This window comes from Candidatus Marivariicella sp., assembly GCF_983056325.1.
This window is the reverse complement of the sequence record NZ_CEZOWA010000004.1, coordinates 81443-104202: the sequence shown is the minus strand read 5'-3', so window position 1 is coordinate 104202 and position 22760 is coordinate 81443. Positions and strand designations below refer to the sequence as shown.

The following is a 22760-nucleotide window of genomic DNA, read 5'->3' as shown; positions in this document are numbered from 1 at the left end:
TTAGACTTTAGATATTTATATTTTTATAAGAGTTACCCAAAGATTGCACGATAAACATCGTTACCATTCGCATATAAGACAAGGGACATTAAGAGAAAAAACCCAAATACTTGAGCGTATTCCATGAATTTGTCGTTTGGCTTTCTTCCGGATGCAATTTCATAAAGGAGAAACATTACATGCCCTCCGTCAAGAGCTGGAATTGGTAATAGGTTCATAAATGCTAATATAATGGAAATCAAAGCTGTGCTTTCCCAGAAACCTTGCCAGTCCCAAGTTGGAGGGAAAAGTCCCCCAATAGAACCAAAGCCCCCAAGTTGTGAAGCTCCTTTTTTTGAAAAAACATATTTAAATTGAGAGATATAATCTACAAGAGTCCAATAAGCTTTATTGTATCCTCTATAAATACTTTCTGAAATAGTAAAATTCAATTTGGTAGGGGTAATTGAGGGTGTTTTTAGCCCTACTCCAATTGTATTATCATCCCTAAGCTCAATAGTTTTTGAAATAACCATTCCCTTTCTTTTAATATTGACCGCTATTGTATTGGATTTACTTTCTTTGACTAATTTTGTAAAATCTTGCCACTTTATTACTGATTTCCCGTCTACAGACAATATTAAATCATCAGATTTTAATTCTGCTTTTTGGGCAGGAGAATTTGGTTCAATTGAATCTATTATTGGTTGAATCAGAGCAGTAAATGGCATCATGTTCCCGGTCTCAAACATTTGGGTTCCAATATTTTCAGGAATAGACAGGATTTCATTTTTTCCATTGTAGTGCTGAACCTTTACTGTTGAAATATTTCTTAGAAATAAATATTTAGAGATATCAATGATATTCTCAAGATTTTCACCGTTTACCTCTAAAATTTTATCACCATCCTCAAACCCGTAGGGCTTCATTATATCAGCTATTTCGTATCCTCCAGGCAAGTCATCGTTGGTTATTATAGTTTTGCCCCAAATAAATGCAACCATCATGTAGATTAAAAAACCAAGAATGAGGTTAACAGTAACCCCACCAAGCATTATGATCAATCGCTGCCAAGCAGGTTTTGATCTAAACTCCCATGGCTCTGGATCTTTTTTTAAATGTTCGGTATCCATACTTTCATCAATCATTCCTGCTATTTTCACGTATCCTCCTAAAGGAAGCCATCCAATACCGTATACAGTTTCACCAATTTTTTTCTTGAATAGTGAAAATTTAACATCAAAAAATAAATAGAATTTTTCAACTCTAGTTTTGAATAGTTTTGCAGGGATAAAGTGACCTAGCTCGTGCAAAACAATTAGTAGTGATAAACTCAAAAGTAGTTGAGAACCCTTAATAAAAAATAAACTCATATGAAATATTATTTGCGCCCAAAATTAGTGTTTTTTAGTTGACCATAAAAATCTCAAATGGCATTAATATTAGTTAATCAATATTGCTTTTATGTATATTTGTATGAGGCATATTTAATTTACAAAAACTGAAAAATTTTTTTTTAAAATACAAGGTATTTTTATCCGTCTTTTCATCTATCTGTTTGATTATTTTCTTGTTGTTCTATGATGCATTAAAACCAAAAAAAATTTTACCCATTTATAGCCCTGCAATGATAAATTTTGAGCTTGTAGACAGTAGTCTCCAGCATATTAAAAAATTCCATCGAATTGCCGATTTCAAGCTCAAAAATCAAAATAATGAATGGATCACTGAGAAAACATTTGAAAATAAAATTTATTTAGCTGATTTTTTCTTTACTACGTGCCCTTCTATTTGTCCTATAATGACAGATAATATGTTAATTATTCAAAAAGCTTTTAAAAATGACTCATCAGTTATGCTCTTATCTCATAGTGTTACGCCTTTAATTGACTCAGTTCCCCAGCTAAAGAAATATGCAGTTGAAAAAGGAGTCATTGATAGTAAATGGCACTTAGTTACAGGTCCAAAAAAAGAAATATATGATTTAGCTAGACAATCGTATTTGGCCGTAAAAACAAATGATGATGGAAATTTGTATGACATGATTCATACTGAAAATTTTATTTTAGTTGACCCAGACAGAAGAATTAGAGGTTTTTATGATGGAACTGTGATGGAAGAAATGGATGAAGTACGAAAAGATATTCTTCTTTTAAAAGACGAATATTCAATTGATTAAAATCTAACGCAAGAAATAAAATTACCTATTTTTGTTTTTTTGAAACATTAAAAAATGAAGTCTTTAGACAAGTTGGTGCCTGGAGAAAAAGGCATAATAATTCAATTTGAAACTGCCAATTTACCTTTAAAATTGATTGAAATGGGATGCCTTCCGGGTAATGAAGTTGAGTTGCTTCATTTAGCACCTTTCAACGACCCACTATACCTCAAAGTTGATGGCACCCATATTGCTATTCGGAAAGACTTAGCGACTCAAATTTTTATTGACTCCATTAAATAATATGATTAAATCGATAAATGTTGCTTTAATCGGAAATCCAAATACTGGTAAAACGTCTGTATTCAATAAATTAACAGGACTCAATCAGAAGGTTGGTAATTACCCGGGTATAACAGTTGAAAAGAAAGAAGGTAAATGCATTTTAGACAGAATGTCTAATGCTCATTTGATAGATCTGCCTGGAACATATAGTATAAATGCCTCATCTATAGATGAGAGTATGGTTCTTGAATTATTGATGAATAAAAACAATCGTGATTATCCAGATGTTGCAATTGTTGTTACAGATGTTGAAAATTTAAAAAGAAACTTGTTGTTATTTACTCAGGTTAAGGATTTAAATATCCCTTCAATTCTAGCTATAAACATGTCAGATAGGATGGTTGGAAAGGGTATCCAGATTGATGTGGAGTTATTAGAAAAAAAACTAGATACAAAAATTGCATTAATCAGTGTTAGAGAGAATAAGGGAATTGAAACACTTAAAGAATTAATAATCAACTATCGCAGTCTTTCAAAATCAAATTGTCTTGATTTAAAAAATATTGATTCACAATATTTCACAAGTCTTCAAAAAATATTTCCAAAAGAGCCCTTATATAAACTTTGGCTTGTGATTACTCAAGACACAAATTTTGGAGGGATAGATAGAAATAAAATTAAAAATTCTGATGGATTTTCAACACATCCTGATCAGAAAATTAAAAGACTTCAACAAAAGGAAACAATAAAAAGATATCAAAAAATCAATGATATTTTAAAATTAACATACTCAATAAATATTGATAAGGCAACCGACTTAAGAAGTCGAATAGATAGAGTTCTGATTCATAAATTTTGGGGATATGTGATTTTCTTTTTTTTATTGCTTATAATATTCCAGTCTATATATGATTGGAGTAGTTATCCAATGGATTTTATTGATTCAACTTTTGCTTCACTGAGCGAAAGTGTTAAAAATAATTTTCCTCCTGGACTTTTCACTAATCTTCTTTCTGAGGGTATTATTCCTGGAATTGGAGGTGTTATTATTTTCATTCCTCAAATTTCTTTTTTATTTCTTTTTATATCTGTTCTAGAGGAAACTGGCTATATGAGTAGAGTCGTGTTTTTAATGGATAGGGGGCTTCGAAAATTTGGTTTAAGTGGTAAGAGTGTAATTCCATTAATTTCTGGGACAGCATGTGCTATCCCTGCAGTAATGGCAACAAGAAATATAGAAAATTGGAAAGAAAGATTAATCACAATATTAGTTGTACCATTTACAACTTGTGCGGCAAGACTCCCTGTTTATTTAATTATTATAGCATTAGTTATTCCTGATCAGAGATGGTTAGGAATGAATATCCAAGGAATAACACTTATGAGTTTATATATGTTAGGATTTCTAACTGCTTTAATCTCCTCCACTATTTTGACTAAGTTTCTTAAAATAGATCATAAAACCTATTTTGTGGTTGAGCTTCCAGATTATAAAATTCCTCTTTTGGGAAATGTATTGATTAACGTTGTAGAAAAAGTTAAAGCATTTGTTTTTGAAGCAGGAAAAATTATTTTAGCAATTTCAATTATCCTTTGGGGTCTTGCTTCTTTTGGACCTGGAGACAAATTTAAAAATGCTGAAGACATAGTAAAAACAGACCCTAAGGCGGTCGAATGGTCATCTGAGACTCTAGAATATGAAATTGGATCTTATAAGCTTGAGCATTCTTATATTGGAATTATGGGAAAATCAATAACTCCAATTATAAGCCCCTTGGGTTACGACTGGAAAATAGGGATAGCACTTATAACCTCATTTGCAGCTCGTGAGGTTTTTGTTGGGACTTTAGCTACTATATATAGTGTTGGCCAAGAAAATGAAATGACAATCAAGGAGAAAATGAAAAGTGAATCAAAATCAAATGGGAAGCCAATGTTTGATTTGCCTACCGGAATTTCATTACTTCTTTTTTATGCTTTTGCGATGCAATGTATGAGTACTTTGGCTATTGTGCGTAGAGAAACTAACTCGTGGAAATGGCCATTATTACAATTAGTGTCAATGACAATAATTGCATATATTGCTGCATTAATTGCGTATCAATTATTGTCATAATGGAACACTTTCAGTCTTTTCTAGTATTGATTACCGGTTTTTTTTCGTTAAGATATGTTCTCAAAAGTCTACTTAACAGCCCATTATATAGATCTAAAAAGGATAAGGATTGTGGTCCAGATTGTGGATGCCATTAATTAGTATTCATTAGAAATTCAATTTCTTCAATTTCAATTGGAATTTTTTTCATTAAATTTCTTGGTTCTCCTTTTTCTTGAATAACAACATCATCCTCTAATCTTATTCCAAAACCCTCCTCAGGGATATAAATCCCAGGTTCAACCGTAAACACCATATTTGCCTTAAAAGAATCACTTAAAAGGCCGTAATCGTGAGTATCAAGACCCATGTGATGAGATGTTCCGTGCATAAAGTATTTTTTATATGCAGGTGATTCAGGATTTTCATTTTGAAGATCAGCTTTGTCAAGTAGGCCCAGTTTTAATAATTCTGAAGTCATAATCTTTCCAACTTCAACATGATAATCTTCCCAAAAGGATCCGGGAACTAATAATTTAGTAGCCTCTTTTTTCACATTTAGAACTGCGCGATATATTGCTTTTTGACGATCACTAAATTTTCCTGAAACAGGTAAGGTTCGTGTTAAATCACTTGAGTAATTACCATATTCAGCAGCAACATCCAAAAGTACTAACTCTCCATCTTTGCACTGGTTGTTGTTCTTAATGTAATGAAGAACATTTGCGTTTTTACCTGAAGCAATTATTGGTGTATAGGCAAAACCTTTAGATTTATTTCTTAGAAACTCGTGTAACAATTCAGCTTCAATTTCATACTCCCAAACTCCTGGCTTAATAAACCTGAACAATCTACGTATTCCTTTTTCAGTAATATTACATGCTGTTTGAATTTGATCTATCTCTTCAAAAGATTTAATAGATCTTAATTTTTGTAAAATTGGATTGCTTTTAGCAACATTATGGGCAGGGTATTTTTTTTTAGCCCATTCTATAAATCTATCTTCTCTGGTTTGGGTCACAATAGAAGCTCTATAATGCTCATTAGTATTAAAGTAAAATAAATCAGACTGAGTAGTCAACTTAAAAAAAATAGTTTCAAAATCTGAAATCCAAAGTATTGTTTCTATACCAGAAATACTTTTTGCTTTCTCTTTTGATAATTTCTCCCCCTCCCAAACGGCAATATGATCATTGGTTTCTTTAATAAAAAGTATTTCTCTATGTATTGGGTTTTTAGCATCTGGAAAAAGCAATAAAATTGTTTCTTCCTGATCAATTCCAGTTAGATAAAAAATATCTCTATGTTGAGCAAAAGGTAATGTACTGTCTGCGCTAACAGGGTAAATATCATTTGAGTTAAATATTGCAAGCCCATTCTGATTTAGGCTGTCTGAAAAATTAGATCTATTTTTTTGATAAACTAATGGTGAAATAGGTGTATAACGCATTTACAAATCTTTAACAACGAAGATAATAGGTTTTAAATAAATAGTTACAAACCATTTTTTTATTAATTTAACAAATTATAGAAACTAAAATCATGGTAAAAAAATTATTTTTCATCTCGTTATTTAGCTGCTTTGTCTTTTCTCAAGTTAAATCGGTCGAATTAGACATATACGAATCTAGTATATCTCATTTATTAAATCAAAAAAAATCTAGGTTCAAAAACTTACCTTTTAAGGCGATAGGTCCTTCAATAATGAGTGGAAGAGTTGTTGCTTTAGAGGTGAATCCACAGGAACCTACAGAGTTTTATGTAGCTTATGCCTCGGGGGGAATATGGCACACAAAAGATAATGGAATTAGCTTTGAACCAATAATGAATAATGCTCCCACACAAAATATTGGGGAGATTTCTATGCACTGGCCTTCAAAAACATTGTGGGTAGGTACTGGAGAAAATAACTCTTCTAGATCTTCATATGCAGGAATTGGAATTTTGAGAACTAAAGACAATGGTAAATCATGGACTCATCATGGATTATCTAAAACACATCATATTGGGAAAATAATAATTAATCCAGACAATCCTGAACATATAATAGTTGGATCTACTGGCCCACTTTATTCTTCAAGTGAAGCTAGAGGTATATATGTTACAATAAACGGGGGTGTTGACTGGAAAAAAACATTATACATTAATGATGAAACTGGAATTATTGACATGGATCAATCTCCGGAAGATCCTTCAATAATTTTTGCAACTTCCTGGGAAAAAGATCGAAAAGCTTGGAACTTTAAAGGGAGCGGGGTATATTCTGGAATCTATAAAAGTATAGATTTTGGAGAAAATTGGCAACTAATTAGTTTGCCTAATAGTGGATTTCCAGTTGGAAATGGAGTTGGGAGAATTGGCTTGGCGGTTTTTAATAACGATATACTTTATGCCATTCATGATAGTCAGTTTAGGAGAGAAGAAAAACAAGCTTCTGAAAGTGTATTATCAAAAGATGATTTCAAAACCATGAGTAAATCAGCCTTTTTATCATTGGATAATCAAGATTTAAATAAATTTTTAAAAAATAATGGTTTTCCAAAAAAATACAAAGTTGAAACTTTAAAAGCAATGATTAAAAATGAGAGCCTAAGACCTTTAGATTTTTCAGTTTATTTAGAAGATGCAAACTCCCAACTTTTTGATACCCCGGTCATTGGTCCTGAAGTCTACAAAAGTAATGATGGAGGTTTAACATGGGAAAAAACACACAAAGAATTTCTAGATGGAGTTTATAATAGTTATGGGTATTATTTTGGGCATATTCATGTAGCTCCAAAAAATCAAAATAAAATATACATTTATGGAGTTCCACTTCTATCATCTGACGACGCAGGGAAGACATTTTATTCTATAGGAAAAAACAATGTTCATTCTGACCATCATGCATTATGGATTAATCCAGAAAAACCAGGGCATTTAATTAATGGAAATGACGGAGGTGTCAATATCACATACGACAATGGTGTTAATTGGATTAAGAACAACTCTGTAAATGCTGGCCAGTTCTATTCTGTTAATGTAGATTATGAAAAGCCATACAATGTATATGGGGGACTCCAAGATAATGGGGTATGGAAAGGCGCTAATAATTCATCTGATGATTCAAGATGGCAAGCTACAGGTAAAAACCCTTGGCAAATGATTTTAGGAGGAGATGGGATGCAAGTTCAGATCGATAAGAGAAATTCAAATATTGTATATACAGGTTTTCAATTTGGAAATTACTTTAGATTAAATTTAGCAGAAAGCGATAACTCTTACAGGAATTCTATTCAGCCAAAACATGAGTTAGGAGAACCTCCTTTTCGTTTTAATTGGCAAACTCCGATTCTTTTATCTAGTCATAACCAAGATATTATATATATAGGTAGCAATAAACTCCATCAGTCCTTTAATAAGGGAAATTCGTGGGGATTAATCTCTGAAGACTTGACGTATGGAGGAAAAAAAGGAAATGTAGCTTATGGAACAATAACTGCAATTTCAGAGTCCCCTTTTAAATTTGGACTCTTGTTCACGGGTAGTGACGATGGAAAGATTTCAGTGACTAAAAATGGCGGAGTAAAATGGGATATTATCTCTAATGATCTTCCTAAAGATTTGTGGGTTAGTAGAGTAGTGGCATCTTCTCATTTTAAAAAACGTGTTTATGTAACTCTTAACGGATATCGAATAGATGATTTTAAGCCATACGCATATGTCAGTAACGATTATGGGAAAACATGGAATACAATATCTAATGGATTACCTCATAGTCCAATAAATGTAATTTATGAAGACCCTAAAAGTTCAAATATCTTGTATTTAGGGAACGATTTAGGAGTATACATATCCATAGATGGCGGAAATAAATGGGAGGCATTTCACAAGGGTCTTACTACTGCTGCTGTTCATGATCTAGTAATTCAATCTGATGTTAACGATTTGATAATAGGAACTCACGGAAGATCAATTTTTAAAAGTAATATAGGTTTAATACAATTATTGAAACCAGAAATATTAAATAAGTCGATACATTTATTTGATGTTGAGCCCATACGTTTTTTAAAAAGGTGGGGCTCTAGAAGAGCTATATGGTCAGAAATATATAAGCCATCTTTTAAGTTTTCAATTTGGTCAAGTTCTGACGGTAAGTTTTTAGTTTCAATACGTTCAGAAAACGGAATACTATTACATGAAAAAGAAATAATCTTAAATACTGGTTATAATGAATTCAATTATGATTTGTCGATTAATAAAGAATTGAAAAACAATAACTTTCATAAAGGAGACGATGAAAAGCATTATTTATTGCCAGGTAAGTACAGTTTTAACTTAAAAAAACAGGGGAAACTCCACAGCATAGATTTTAATATAAATTGATATAATTAAATTGCATTATTTGGTATTATAAAGATTCTTTAAAAATAACAAAACAAGGTTGGTCGTCTAGTGATTGTGACTTAATTTTGTATTAAGAGTTTAACGTAATTTTCTGTATGACTTTATCATCGATAGCAAGAAAAGTAGCTATGGCACTTTCAGGTTTGTTTTTAGTTGTTTTTCTAGGGCAGCACTTTACTATAAATCTTACTTCTGTTTTTAGTGAAGAGGTGTTTAACTATATTTCACATTTTATGGGAACAAATCCTCTTGTTCAGTTTGTTCTGCAACCTATATTGATTTTCGGTGTTGTATTTCACTTTGTAATGGGATTTATTTTAGAAATAAAAAATAGAAGTGCGAGAAAAAATAGTTATGTTTCATTCAAAGGTTCTGAAAACGCAACCTGGATGTCAAGAAATATGATTATTTCGGGTCTTGTGATTCTTTCATTTTTAGGATTACACTTTTATGACTTCTGGTTGCCAGAATTGAATTACAAATACATAGAAGTTCTTCCCGATGATCCAAATCGATATTACGAAGAATTGGTACATAAATTTCATAGTCCTTTAAGAGTAGGTATTTATTCAATCTCTTTTGTTTTTTTAGCACTTCATCTATTTCACGGATTTAGTTCTTCTTTCCAATCAGTTGGATTCAACAATAAGTTTACGGTAGTTTTAAAAAAGTTTACAGTAGCTTTTTCTTTTATTATACCATTAGGGTTTGTTTTTATCGCAATATTTCATCATTTAAACGGTTAAGCTATGGCACAAATAGATTCAAAAACACCCAAAGGTTCTCTTTCTGAAAAATGGACTAATCATAAGAGTAATATAGATCTTGTAAGTCCTGCAAATAAAAGATCAATAGATATAATAGTTGTTGGAACAGGTTTAGCAGGAGCATCTGCATCTGCAACTCTTGCAGAGCTTGGATATAATGTTAAAACATTTTGTTTCCAAGACTCCCCAAGAAGAGCCCATTCGATAGCTGCTCAAGGAGGAATTAACGCAGCAAAAAACTATCAAGGTGATGGTGATTCAACATATCGACTTTTTTATGATACGATTAAAGGAGGAGACTATCGGTCTAGAGAAGGGAACGTTTACCGTTTAGCTGAGGTTTCTGCTAATATAATTGATCAATGTGTTGCACAAGGCGTCCCATTTGCTAGAGACTATGGCGGATTACTCGATAATAGATCATTTGGAGGCGTATTGGTATCAAGAACTTTTTATGCCAAGGGTCAGACTGGACAACAATTACTTTTAGGAGCCTATTCTGCGATGAATCGTCAAATAGGAAGAGGAAAGATTAAAATGTATAACCGTCATGAAATGATGGACTTAGTTCTTGTTGATGGAAAAGCAAGGGGAGTTATCACACGAAACCTTGTAAGTGGAAAACTAGAAAGACATGCTGCACATGCTGTTGTTATTGCTTCAGGTGGCTATGGAAATGTTTTTTTCTTATCTACAAATGCTATGGGGTCGAATGTAACTGCAGCCTGGAAAATACACAAAAAAGGAGCCCACTTCGCTAATCCTTGTTTTACTCAAATACACCCAACATGCATCCCTGTTTCTGGCGACCACCAATCTAAACTTACTTTAATGTCTGAATCTCTTCGAAATGATGGCAGAATATGGGTTCCCAAAAACATTGAAGATGTTAAAGCTATAAGAGAAGGAAGTTTGAGCCCAACTGAAATAAGTGAAGAAAATCGAGATTATTATTTGGAAAGACGTTATCCTGCATTTGGAAATCTTGTCCCCAGAGATGTTGCTTCTAGAGCAGCAAAAGAAAGGTGTGATGAAGGCTATGGCGTAAATAAAACTGGAGAGGCGGTATACTTAGACTTTTCGTCAGCAATAGAAAGATATGGAAAAGAAGAGGCGCATGTAAAAGGCTTAGATGAAGAAGATAAATCGTTAATAAGAAAATTAGGTCAGAAAATTGTAAAGTCTAAATATGGAAACTTGTTCCAGATGTATGAGAAAATTGTTGATCAAGATCCTTATGAAACTCCCATGATGATCTATCCAGCTGTTCATTATACAATGGGAGGTGTTTGGGTAGACTACAACTTAATGACCTCAATTCCGGGATGCTATGCCATTGGTGAGGCAAACTTTTCAGATCACGGAGCAAATAGGCTTGGAGCCTCAGCCTTGATGCAAGGTTTGGCTGATGGATATTTTGTTTTACCTTATACTATTGGAGATTATCTTTCCAAAGAAATCCGTACCGGAAAAATATCAACCGATACCCCAGAGTTTAATAAAGCTGAAGAAGAAGTAAGGGTCCAATTAGCAAAATTTATTCATAATAAAGGAAAAAATTCTGTCGACTACTATCATAGAAAACTGGGTAAGATAATGTGGAATAAATGTGGAATGTCCAGAAACGAAAAAGAGCTAAAAGAGGCAATGAGTGAAATTAAGGCATTGAGAGAAGATTTTTATGAAAATGTAAAAGTTCCAGGAGGATTAAATGAGTTCAATGAAGAATTAGCAAAAGCTGGAAGAGTTGCCGATTTTTTAGAACTTGGAGAATTGTTTGCTAAAGACGCTTTAGAGAGAACTGAGTCATGTGGAGGGCATTTTAGAGAAGAATCTCAGTCGTCTGAGGGAGAGGCACTAAGAGATGATGATTTTTTTAATTTTGTTTCTGCATGGGAATACAAAGGAGAGCCATCAGAGGCTTTGTTAAGAAAAGAGATGCTTTATTATGAAGAGATAGAAGTTAAAACACGATCATATAAATAAAACATGAATTTAAAATTAAAAATATGGCGTCAATCTAATTCTCAATCAAAGGGAAAAATGGTAGAGTACCCGATTTCTGACGTATCACCCGATATGTCTTTTCTTGAGATGATGGATTTTTTAAATGATCAACTTATAAATAAAGGGGAACAACCTGTAGCTTTTGATCATGATTGCAGAGAAGGAATATGTGGAATGTGCTCAATGTTTATAAATGGAGAAGCTCATGGTCCGGATAGATTGGTGACAACATGTCAATTACATATGAGAAAGTTTAAAGATGGTGAAACAATAACTATTGAACCATTTAGAGCAAATGCTTTTCCTGTTATCAAGGACTTAGTTGTTGATAGGTCAGCTTTTGACCGAGTTCAACAGGCAGGTGGTTTTGTAAGCGTTAATACCTCTGGAAATACTCAGGATGCTAATTCAATACCTATTGAAAAATACGATGCAGACCGTGCTTTTGATGCCGCTACTTGTATAGGTTGCGGAGCCTGTGTAGCTAGTTGTAAAAATGCATCTGCTATGCTTTTTGTTTCAGCCAAGGTTTCACAATATTCATTATTACCTCAAGGGAAAGTTGAAGCAACCGACAGAGTAAGAAATATGGTAAAACAAATGGACGAGGAGGGCTTTGGAAACTGCACAAATACAGGTGCATGTGAGGTAGAATGTCCTAAAGGAATTTCCTTAGAAAATATTGCTAGAATGAATAGGGAATATTTATCAACTCTTTTAAAGAGTTAGGTTTTATTTTTTTATTGCCTCAAAGAGTTTATTCATAAAGCCTTGAAGCTTTTTAGGCTCTAGCCATCTCGTAACAACAACTAAATTTTCATCAGGAACTATAATTATATAATTCCCTCCAAATCCAGAAGCGTAGAAAACATTCGAAGGTATTTTATTAAAAAAACGTTTTCCATCAGGATTATTTAACCACCACATATAGCCATAATTTGGATTTGTCTCCGATGGTGAAATTGCTTTTTTAATAAACTCTTTGCTTAATATTTGTTTACCATTCCAATTGCCATTTGATAAAAACAACAAACCAAAACGAGCATGATCAAGAGTGTTAATGAAAATTCCTCCTCCAGAATGACCTCCTCCCGATACTGACTGAACCCATTGTCCATCAATATTTACCCACGAGTTATCATACCCGTACCACCTCCAGGTAGTTGATGCTCCAATTTCATTCATTATGTTGTTTTTAAGAACTTTAGGTAGAGGTTCTCTAAAAACATTTAATAGTGAGTAGGCCAAAACATTTACCCTCACATCATTATACTTATAGTGAGAACCCGGTTTATTGAGCTTACGGTTTCGCATACTATCAATAGATTTAGTAATTGGTCTGTCTCCCCAATCATAAATACCCCATAATTCTCCTGACCAATCTGAAGACTGATTCAATAAATGGGACCATGTAATATTTTGATTATGACTTCCCTTAAATGTATTATCCCAAATTACTTCACTTAACTTTTGATCTAAACTTGGTATAAGGCCTTTGTCATATGCTATACCTGCTAGGGAAGAAAGATAGCTTTTTGTAACACTAAAAGTCATATCTACTCTATCTAAATCTCCCCATTTACCAATTATGTATCCATTTTTTAATATGATCCCAGCAGGCCCTCCTCTTTTTTTTGTAGGGCCTAAAATTTTATGAAAGGGTTCTCTTGCAAACCCCTTTAAAATCGCAATTCTTAAATCAGAATTACCAGAATATTCATTGGATAATGCAAAACTGATAACATTATCTAATTTTAAATTATTAATTCCAAAAAAATCTGGACTAAGTTCTTTCCACTCAGCATTCTTAGCTGGATAATAAAAATTTTGGGCATTTACATAAAATGAAATTGATATTAAAAATAAAAAAGTTAAATTTCTCATATGTTAGATTAATAATTTATGCTACAACTCTAAGTTATGAAAGAAAAATTAAATATTGGTTTAGTTCAAATCGATTTAGCTTGGGAAAATCCAAATAAAAACAGAAAGTACATTGATGAAATAATAATCAATCAAAAATCTAAAATAGATATATTCATTCTCCCTGAAATGTTTACCTCCGGTTTTACGATGGAGCCAGAAAAAGTTGCTGAGTCAATGAATGGGGAAACTTTAAGTTGGTTAAAGAAACTTTCAAAAATAAAAAGTGCTGCAATATGTGGTAGTTTAGTTGTTAAAGTAGGTAAATGCTTTTATAATAGATTTATATTTGTAAAACCAAATGGATTGGTAAGTCACTATGATAAGCGACATACTTTTAACATGGCAGGAGAAGGGAATGCTTATTGTTCCGGATCTAATAATGGTCTAATTATTTATGATGGCTGGAAAATACTTTTAAGAATATGCTACGATCTTCGTTTCCCAATTTGGTCAAGAAACACAGATAATTACGATTTATTAATCTACGTAGCTAATTGGCCATCTCCTAGAATCAAGGCATGGAAAAGTTTAATAACTGCTAGAGCTATAGAAAATGTTTCTTATTGTATTGGAGTTAATCGCATAGGTTTAGATCCTAATAAAAATGATTATCCAGGTCGCTCGCTGCTAATAGACTCTCAAGGAAAAAAACTAGTAGACTTAAAAAATAAAACAGGTATTTATCCTTTAAAAATTTATAAAAATCATTTGAAAAAGACAAGATCTGCTTTACCTTTTCTAGAAGATAAAGACACTTTTATTTTAAAATAAACACTTCATTCATTTCCCAGTTAGCCCTTAATTCGATTGTGTCTGGAAAATAAATAACTCTTTCTGGTTGGATTTTTTTTAAATAGTTCCCAGTATCCCATTTTCCATTATTATTATCATCCAAAATAATTCTAGCTTTATAATTTGAAGGATTTAATAATTCAAAAGTATATTTGATTAAATCATTTTCTTTTGATTTTCTTCTAATAACATTATTTTTAAGATCTAAAAGTTCTAAGAAAAAATCCTGTTCTTTAATTTCCCAATTAAGTCTTAAATTAATTTTGCCGTAAGAGTCAAACGATTTTGTTGGAAGGGACAAATTAATCGTATCGTTGGTTCCTCCCCATAAATCTTTAAATGCGTTTGGAAGAATTGAAACAGAGTATTTATCGTTTGGCTCAAGATCAAAATATACCTGAATTAAATCTTTGTTTTTATCTAAAATCAAGTTAAATGCGAGAGAGATAGAGTCCTTATTAATAACCGATATATACTTTTTATTCATTTCTGTAATCGGGAGAGAGCTTTTAAATTTGAGAGTATCGTTTAAATCGATTCCATTTTTTTGATCTGACGAAACAACAAGAGAGTCTAATTCAGGCTTGTAGAACTTAACACTTAAGGTATATGTACTATCTTTTGTTTTGAGAGCAAATTGAAGAGAATCGGCTTCTATTTCAGGAAACCAAAAGTTTAAACTATCCTTATCCCTTTCTTTAGTGATGAACGTTTCAAAACCCTCAGGAACAGGGGTGATTAACTCCACTGGATTATCCATAGGAACGCCGTAATACCCAAAAACTATGTGGTGGTCGTTAATATATTTAGGACGATCCCAAAAAAACGGTTTTTGTTCTTTAAAAATTTTAAAATTATAAACTGTGTCACCTGGTAATAAAACATTTTGATCAATAAAACCAATCTTATCGATGCCTTCATCATACAAATAGTTTTTCCCATAATCTTTTAATGCTATTAATCTATAGTTGTCTTCTCTTAAATTTTGAAAACGGTATAATGTGGTATCTAATGTGCTTGCAGCATACAATGGTTTTTCAAGATATACAGTTGAATCTTTATAGGTGCTATCAATCGGATATAAGTACAATGAGACAAAATCCTCACTAGTATCTTCAAATGCATCAGCTACTTTTCCTTTTAAAAAAAGCGAATCAATAACTGCTCCTGTTGAAAGGGTGTAAGAGAAAAATGATAGTATATTTTCCTCATTATTATCTTCAATACTACTACCAAAATTAAATGTATAAGTTGTGTTTTCAGCTAAATTCAAACTATCTGAAAACTCAATTTTTATTTTTTTAGATATCGATGACTCAGGTTCAATACTATATTGATTCCTTTCTATTGGGGGAGAAACAATCAATTGTTCATTTATATTTTTGAGTTTTAAATACTCATCGAATGTTAGAGTTATTTTTTTACTCTTAAAAAAAGTAGTTTCATTCTTTGGAGAAGCATTTATCATGACAGGAGGTATAGTGTCTTTATAGCCTCCAGTTGGACTCCCTCTTTTGGCGCAGCTTAAAATAATAGGAATTAAAAATAAAAAAATTAAAAGTCGGCCACGAAACATATAACTTATTTGATTCACAAAAATAACATAATAATGTTTGCTAGCCTTAAAATATTGCTCCTTCTATCTTTTCAAAAATATAAACAATTAATTATTAAGTTATAATTAGTTTTCACATTCTAGTAAAGATCTTAAAAAGGTCTATTTTTGTATTAATCATGATAAATAAAAAACATATTTTTATTTCCATAATAGTTGGATTATGCCAAGCATTAAGCATTATCATAGGTCAAATTATGGATAATTTAGGTCTTTGGTTAATTCTCGGGATGACAAGCAGCTTATTAATTTGGTTTTTAGCTAATTGCAAAGAGTTTAATAAAAAAACTTTTAATTTATGAAAAACTCAGATCATTTTAAAAAAACTATATCACATGCAAAAGAATATGGTTTTGTTTTTCCTTCAAGTGAAATTTATGACGGTTTAAATGCTATTTATGATTATGGTCAAAATGGTGTTATATTAAAAAATAATATTCGTGAATATTGGTGGAAATCGATGGTTCAACTCAATGAAAATATTGTAGGGTTAGACTCTGCTATTTTTATGCATCCTAAAATTTGGAAAGCTTCTGGACATGTTGATGCTTTTAATGATCCGCTAATTGATAACAAAGACTCAAAAAAACGTTATCGTGCTGATGTTTTAGTCGAAGATTATGTTTCTAAAATCGAACTAAAAATTGAAAAAGAAGTTAATAAGGCCTTTAAACGTTTTGGAGAAGATTTCAATAAAGATCAATTTATCGAAACTAATTCAAGAGTAATTGAATACAAAAAAAAAGCTTCTTTAATAATCAGTCGACTAAATAAATCTCTTGAAAGTGAAGATCTTTTAGATGTTAAAAGTTTGATTGAGGAATTGGAAATAGCTTGTCCTGAATCGGGTTCAAAAAACTGGACAGAAGTCAAACAATTTAACTTAATGTTTGGAACAAAGCTTGGAGCATCCTCTGATTCTTCAATGGATTTATATTTAAGACCTGAAACTGCCCAGGGTATTTTTGTAAATTTTTTAAATGTTCAAAAAACTGGAAGAATGAAAATCCCATTTGGAATTGCCCAGACTGGAAAAGCATTCAGAAATGAAATAGTTGCTAGACAATTTATTTTTAGAATGAGAGAATTTGAGCAGATGGAAATGCAATTTTTTGTTTTTCCTGGAGAACAAAAAAAGTGGTATGAAAAATGGAAGCAAGCTCGACTTAACTGGCATCTTTCTCTTGGTATGGGCCCTGAAAATTATCGTTTTCATGATCATGATAAACTCGCACATTATGCCGATGCTGCTTCTGATATTGAATTTAAATTTCCATTTGGATTTAAGGAGTTAGAAGGAATTCATTCTCGAACTGATTTTGACCTTTCAAAACATGAAGAGTTTTCTGGTAAAAAACTTAAATTTTTTGATACAAAAAAAAATGAAAACCACACTCCATACGTTATAGAAACATCAATTGGTTTAGACCGTATGTTTTTAGCGATTTTTTCATGGGCTTTAAGAGAAGAAGTTTTAGAGGGGGGAAGTACAAGAACAGTCTTGAAACTTCCAGCAATTTTAGCACCTTCTAAAGTCGCTATATTACCACTACTTAAAAAAGATGGTTTACCCGAAATGTCCAGAAAAATATTTGATGAATTAAAATGGAAATACAATGTTTCTTATGACGAAAAAGATGCAGTTGGAAGAAGATATCGAAGACAAGATGCGCTTGGAACACCATATTGCATTACTGTTGATCACCAATCTCTAGAAGATAAAAGAGTAACTATTAGAGATAGAGATACCATGATTCAAGAAAGAATCTCATTAAATGAGATTGCTATTTTCTTAGAAGACAAGCTAAATATTAAAAACTGGCTTGAGAAAAATTAAAATAATTTCTACATAATGAATAAATTCAATTATTGAAACCTTTACTTTAATCAATGAAAATTATATCATACAATGTTAATGGTATTCGTGCAGCAATAAAAAAAGATTTTCCAAAATGGCTTGAGAAATCTAACGCAGACGTAGTATGCATACAAGAAATAAAAGCGCAAAAGAATCAAATAGACACAAAGATTTTTCAAGAATTAGGATATCACAATTTCTGGTTTTCAGCCCAAAAGAAAGGATATAGTGGAGTTGGAGTTTTGTCAAAAAAAATGCCAAAAAAAATAACTTACGGAACTGGTATACCTGCAATGGACAACGAAGGAAGAACTCTTCGTGTTGATTTTGATAAATGTTCAGTAATGAGCCTATACCTTCCGTCTGGAACTAATATTAAGAGACTTGGTTTTAAATTTAGTTTCATGAAAGAGTTTCAAAAATATATAGATGAATTAAAAAAAGATTTTCCTAAAATTGTTATATCTGGTGATTTTAATATATGTCACAAGCCTATAGATATTCATGATCCTGTAAGGAATAAAAACATTTCTGGTTTTTTGCCTGAAGAACGTTTATGGCTTGATAATTTTTTAAAAAACGGCTTCATAGACTCATATAGGCTTCTCAATAAAGAGTCTAATAATTATAGTTGGTGGAGTTATAGGGCAAACTCTAGAGAAAATAATAAAGGTTGGAGAATTGATTATAATTTAGTTAGTCAAGAACTATTACCTAACATTGAGAGCTCTTTTATAGTTCCTGAAGCTTACCACTCTGATCATTGCCCGGTTGGATTAATTTTAAAATTTTAATTTTATAGTATGAAAACACTTTTACCAATATTACTTTTTTCTTTTTTAATTAATGGTTGTGTATCATTAAAGACGTTTAATGATATAGAAGACCTATACGCAAGTCAAAAATTGAATTATAGACTATCACAAAAAGAAAATAAATCACTTAAAATCAAGATTGATTCTCTGTCTGGAGCATTAGAGTTGAAAATTAACACGCTGAAATTAACAAATGATAGCCTAAATTCTAAAAAAACAGAATTATTTAAATTACAAAATGATTACGAGTTTTTAGCTTCTAAAAGCGATTCTGATATTAAGTCTAGAATCATTGAAAATAACTCACTACTAGATAGTTTAACAGTCGTACAATATGAGCTAAATAAAGGACTTGCAAGGGTAGGAGAGTTAGAAAGGCGTGTTTTGGAAAAAGAAAAAAAACTTAGTCTCCTTAAAAAAAACCTATTAGATGCTCTCTTGAATTTTGAAGGAAGAGGACTAACTGTTGAGCAAAAAAATGGTAAAGTTTATGTTTCAATGAAAAATAAACTTTTATTTAAATCAGGAAGCTGGACCCTGGGTAAAGAGGGAACAGAGGCCATTACACAATTGTCTAGTGTGTTAGCTAAAAATCCTGAAATAAATGTATTGATTGAGGGTCACACAGATGATGTTCCCTATTCGGGTAATGGACCAATTAAAAATAATTGGGATCTTTCAACAAAACGAGCAATATCAATTGTCCAATTATTATTAAAGAATAAACAGATTTTACCCCAAAACATTACAGCTGCAGGAAGAGGTGAGTTTCTTCCGGTTGGACCTAACAGTAATGAAAAAGGTAAATCTGCCAATAGAAGGATTGAGGTTATTTTAAGCCCACAACTTGACACTGTAAGCGAGTTATTGAAGAATTTAAATTAAAATGGATTATAAAAAGATACCAAACACGAATTTGAGAGTAAGTAAAATATGTCTAGGAACCATGACTTGGGGTAAACAAAACACCGAGTCAGATGGTCACGCTCAAATGGATTATGCCTTTGACCAGGGAGTTAATTTTTGGGATACAGCAGAGTTATATCCAGTTCCAGCTGAATCAAAAACTTACGGATCAACAGAAGAGATTATTGGGAACTGGATTAGTAAAAATAAAAAACGAGACCAAATTATTTTAGCTTCAAAGATAGCTGGACCTGAATCTTTTAGCTCTCATATTAGAAAAAATATGAGTTACAATAAATCAAATATTGATCAAGCTCTTCATAATAGCCTCAGGCGTTTAAAAACAGATTATATCGATTTGTATCAGCTTCATTGGCCTGAGAGAAAAACAAATAAGTTTGGAAAAAGAGGGTTTACCTTTACTCCAGATGATCCATGGACTGAAAATTTTGAAAATGTTTTAGAGACATTGCAAGGTCATGTCAAATCTGGAAAAATTAGGCATATAGGAATGTCAAATGAAAACCCGTGGGGCATGATGAAGTTTTTAAGTGCATCGAATGCAGACCGTCCCAGAATGGTTTCAATTCAAAATGCATACTCTCTTTTATGCAGAGAGTTCGAAACTGGCCACTCTGAGATTTGTCATCGAGAAAACATAGGTCTTTTAGCTTATTCACCCTTAGGTTTTGGTGTGTTAACAGGAAAGTATATAGATGGAATTATACCAAAAGGTTCTAGATTAGAAGTTATGCCAAATTATAAAAGGTATACAAGTATTGAGTGTGCAAAAGCGACAAAAATGTATTTTGAGCTTGCTAAAGAAAATGGACTTACATTAACTGAATTAGCACTTTCTTTTGTAAGTGAAAGAAGCTTTGTTGTCAGTAATATTATAGGAGCAACTTCATTAACTCAGTTAAAAGAAAATATTGGGAGTTATAAAATAAAACTTTCAGAGGAAATATTATCTGAAATAGATAACATTCACAGTAAAATACCAAACCCAGCTGTTTAAAAATCTGTTATTTAATATTTTCTGTCATTTTAATAGCTTCATTTAAATAAAGATGAACATCTCCTGTTTTATGATCTATTGAGTCCTCTCCTTTTAGATGGCCTAGTCTAACAACAATTAAGTTTTTGTCAGGAAAAACAATAACGTATTGTCCCAAATGTCCTCTCATTAAAAATACCTTGTGATCTTCATAGCTATCAAGCCACCAAGAATACCCGTATTGTTTACTATTTTTAAACCTAGGTGAAATAGACATAGAGACATAAGAAGAATCAATCAGAACTTCATTATTCCAACGTCCAAAGTTTTTGTATAGTTTTCCAAACCTAGCAAAGTCTCTTGCGTTTGAAGCAATGCAACAGAATGCTTTTTCAGTCCCATTTAATTTACTGTCAATTTGCCAAATAGCTGAATTTTCCGCACCCATTGGATTCCAGAAACTTTTATATAAATAATCACTAAGACTTTGATTAGTAGCTTTAATTATTACCATTCCAAGAAGCTGAGTTGAACCACTTAAATATTTAAAACTTTCTCCAGGTTGGTTAACAATTCCTTGATTTAAAATTAGAGAAGAAAGATCATCTATAAAATATGCAGAGGCTGTAATTGCAAAGGGTGAATAATATTCTTCCTCCCAATCTAATCCAGAAGACATGCTGACTAGGTCTCTTAACGTTACCTCCTTAGAATATTGGCCTTTCAGTGAAGGTAAAAAATCATAAACAGGTTGATCTAGGTCTTTAATGTACCCATCCATCACAGCTTTACCAAGAAGCATGGATACAATACTTTTGGACATAGAAAAGGAATTACTTTTTGAATCAATTTTATAATTATCATAATATTTTTCATAGAATAAACTATCATTTTTAATTATTAGATAAGCAACTGTTTTGTTTTTTCGATTCAATGATTCAAAACCCTCAGAAGAACTGACAGTATTGTATTTTTTATGTATTGGCCATGGCTGAGGACTTTCAGATGCTGGAATTTCATTATTATCAAAGACTTTGTAATCCGACAAATAACTTGTTGTATGGCCGGTAAAGTATATTTTAGCAATACCCTCGAGGAACCAGCTGTAATTTGATATATAAAGACCACCAAATGTTATTAAGCATACAAAAAAGAATGTTTTTAGTATTTTTTTCAAAAGTTTTGATTTAAAAGTTTAACAGCATCCTTTGCATGATAAGTTACTATCATAGATGCACCTGCTCGCTTAAAGGCAAATAATTGCTCCATCATTACTTGATTAAAATCTAAAAAACCTTTTTCGGCAGCAGTTTTTAACATTGAATATTCTCCACTCACTTGATATACTGCAATAGGAGAATTAATTTTTTGATATAATAAACTAATAATATCTAAATATGCTATTCCAGGCTTAACCATTATTATATCTGCTCCCTCCTCAACATCTTTAATAGCCTCGTTAAGGGCTTCTTTTTTGTTGCTAAAATCCATTTGATAGGTTTTTTTGTCTCCAAAACTAGGAGCTGAATCTAATGCATTTCTAAACGGACCATAAAATGAAGAAGCATATTTAACACTGTAGCTCATAATACCCACTTCAAAAAAACCTTCATTTTCAAGTCTTTGTCGGATTTTTAAAACTCTTCCATCCATCATATCACTTGGGGCAACAAAATTTGCTCCAGCAGTAGCGTGAGAAACTGCCATTTCAGAAAGAATATTATTAGTGGGGTCGTTTAAAACATTTGAGTTTTGTACAATACCATCGTGTCCGTAAGAAGAATATGGGTCAAGAGCTACATCTGTCATAACTAGCATTTCTGGAACACTATTTTTTATTGTTTTGATTGCTCTTTGCATAAGTCCGTCATTATTTAAAGCCTCAGTCCCCTTATTATCTTTTAAACTTTCATCAATCTTTGCAAAAACTAAAACAGCTTTTAATCCGGATCTCCAAAGTTCTTTAATTTCTTTATCAAGTAAATCTAAACTCCATTGGAAATAGTCTGGCATTGAAACAATCTCTTTTTTAATATTTTTTCCTTCAACAACAAAAAGAGGTACTATAAAATCATTAACAGAAAGTTGAGTTTCTTTCACAAGATTTCTTATCGAGGCGCAACTTCTTAATCTTCGGTTTCGATTTAATGGATACATGTTTTTTATTTTATAGT

The 22760-nt window shown here is 31.9% G+C and carries 18 protein-coding genes; 12 read left to right on the top strand and 6 right to left on the bottom strand.

The features are described from left to right. Positions 1-32: 32 nt before the first annotated feature. Entirely contained in the window at positions 33-1352 is a 1320-nt protein-coding gene (gene rseP, locus AC3ATN_RS02220) for an RIP metalloprotease RseP (RefSeq protein ID WP_487531591.1), read from the bottom strand. Between the two features lie 254 nt (positions 1353-1606). On the opposite strand from rseP, the gene AC3ATN_RS02215 reads away from it, so the two are divergent. From AC3ATN_RS02215 to feoB, 3 genes are read left to right on the top strand one after another with little or no spacing between them, the layout of a single operon-like run. Further along, entirely contained in the window at positions 1607-2158 is a 552-nt protein-coding gene (locus tag AC3ATN_RS02215) for an SCO family protein (protein ID WP_487531590.1), read from the top strand. A gap of 54 nt (positions 2159-2212) precedes the next feature. Next, entirely contained in the window at positions 2213-2440 is a 228-nt protein-coding gene (locus AC3ATN_RS02210; RefSeq protein WP_487531589.1) for a FeoA family protein, read from the top strand. A 1-nt stretch (position 2441) separates the two neighbouring features. Then, complete coding sequence (feoB, locus tag AC3ATN_RS02205; protein WP_487531588.1) at positions 2442-4538, top strand: ferrous iron transport protein B; 2097 nt, start codon at positions 2442-2444, stop codon at positions 4536-4538. Between the two features lie 133 nt (positions 4539-4671). On the opposite strand, the gene AC3ATN_RS02200 is transcribed toward feoB, so the two are convergent. Further along, positions 4672-5967 (bottom strand): aminopeptidase P family protein, encoded by a 1296-nt coding sequence (locus AC3ATN_RS02200; protein ID WP_487531587.1) that lies wholly within the window; start codon positions 5965-5967, stop codon positions 4672-4674. Positions 5968-6059: 92 nt separating this feature from the next. Between AC3ATN_RS02200 and AC3ATN_RS02195 the strand changes: the two genes are divergently transcribed. The 4 genes from AC3ATN_RS02195 (at position 6060) to AC3ATN_RS02180 (ending at position 12406) form a co-directional block, all read left to right on the top strand. After that, entirely contained in the window at positions 6060-8882 is a 2823-nt protein-coding gene (locus tag AC3ATN_RS02195) for a glycosyl hydrolase (protein ID WP_487531585.1), read from the top strand. A gap of 116 nt (positions 8883-8998) precedes the next feature. Beyond that, a complete protein-coding gene (locus AC3ATN_RS02190) occupies positions 8999-9649 on the top strand; it encodes a succinate dehydrogenase cytochrome b subunit (RefSeq protein WP_487531584.1) in 651 nt (216 codons plus the stop codon). Between the two features lie 3 nt (positions 9650-9652). Continuing rightward, positions 9653-11656, top strand: a complete 2004-nt coding sequence (locus AC3ATN_RS02185; protein ID WP_487531583.1) for a fumarate reductase/succinate dehydrogenase flavoprotein subunit — start codon at positions 9653-9655, stop codon at positions 11654-11656. 3 nt (positions 11657-11659) lie between these two features. Further along, the gene (locus AC3ATN_RS02180) at positions 11660-12406 is read left to right on the top strand and encodes a succinate dehydrogenase/fumarate reductase iron-sulfur subunit (RefSeq protein WP_487531581.1); all 747 of its coding nucleotides are present in this window, start codon (positions 11660-11662) and stop codon (positions 12404-12406) included. A 3-nt stretch (positions 12407-12409) separates the two neighbouring features. Here AC3ATN_RS02180 and AC3ATN_RS02175 read toward each other — a convergent pair whose 3' ends face one another. After that, a complete protein-coding gene (locus AC3ATN_RS02175) occupies positions 12410-13561 on the bottom strand; it encodes a serine hydrolase domain-containing protein (protein ID WP_487531579.1) in 1152 nt (383 codons plus the stop codon). Positions 13562-13597: 36 nt separating this feature from the next. Here AC3ATN_RS02175 and AC3ATN_RS02170 point away from each other — a divergent pair, with 36 nt between their 5' ends. Continuing rightward, positions 13598-14374, top strand: a complete 777-nt coding sequence (locus AC3ATN_RS02170; protein WP_487531577.1) for a nitrilase family protein — start codon at positions 13598-13600, stop codon at positions 14372-14374. Here AC3ATN_RS02170 and AC3ATN_RS02165 read toward each other — a convergent pair. Further along, a complete protein-coding gene (locus AC3ATN_RS02165; protein ID WP_487531575.1) occupies positions 14361-15971 on the bottom strand; it encodes an Ig-like domain-containing domain in 1611 nt (536 codons plus the stop codon). The genes AC3ATN_RS02170 and AC3ATN_RS02165 overlap by 14 nt on opposite strands. 337 nt (positions 15972-16308) lie before the next feature. On the opposite strand from AC3ATN_RS02165, the gene AC3ATN_RS02160 reads away from it, so the two are divergent. Genes AC3ATN_RS02160 through AC3ATN_RS02145 form a run of 4 tightly spaced genes read left to right on the top strand, consistent with a single transcriptional unit; the run spans position 16309 to position 20607 of the window. Beyond that, the gene (locus tag AC3ATN_RS02160) at positions 16309-17847 is read left to right on the top strand and encodes a glycine--tRNA ligase (protein WP_487531574.1); all 1539 of its coding nucleotides are present in this window, start codon (positions 16309-16311) and stop codon (positions 17845-17847) included. A 53-nt stretch (positions 17848-17900) separates the two neighbouring features. Then, entirely contained in the window at positions 17901-18662 is a 762-nt protein-coding gene (locus AC3ATN_RS02155; protein ID WP_487531573.1) for an exodeoxyribonuclease III, read from the top strand. 9 nt (positions 18663-18671) lie between these two features. Next, positions 18672-19568 carry an OmpA/MotB family protein gene (locus tag AC3ATN_RS02150; RefSeq protein ID WP_487531572.1) on the top strand — a complete coding sequence of 299 codons (897 nt, stop codon included), beginning with the start codon at positions 18672-18674 and terminating at the stop codon, positions 19566-19568. A gap of 1 nt (position 19569) precedes the next feature. Next, a complete protein-coding gene (locus AC3ATN_RS02145; protein WP_487531571.1) occupies positions 19570-20607 on the top strand; it encodes an aldo/keto reductase in 1038 nt (345 codons plus the stop codon). A gap of 7 nt (positions 20608-20614) precedes the next feature. Here the strand turns inward: AC3ATN_RS02145 and AC3ATN_RS02140 are convergent, their stop codons facing one another. Together AC3ATN_RS02140 and hemB are read right to left on the bottom strand one after the other, a co-directional pair. After that, a complete protein-coding gene (locus AC3ATN_RS02140; RefSeq protein WP_487531569.1) occupies positions 20615-21763 on the bottom strand; it encodes a serine hydrolase domain-containing protein in 1149 nt (382 codons plus the stop codon). Next, entirely contained in the window at positions 21760-22743 is a 984-nt protein-coding gene (gene hemB / locus AC3ATN_RS02135; RefSeq protein ID WP_487531568.1) for a porphobilinogen synthase, read from the bottom strand. The genes AC3ATN_RS02140 and hemB overlap by 4 nt, the downstream gene beginning before the upstream one ends. Between the last annotated feature and the right edge of the window lie 17 nt (positions 22744-22760).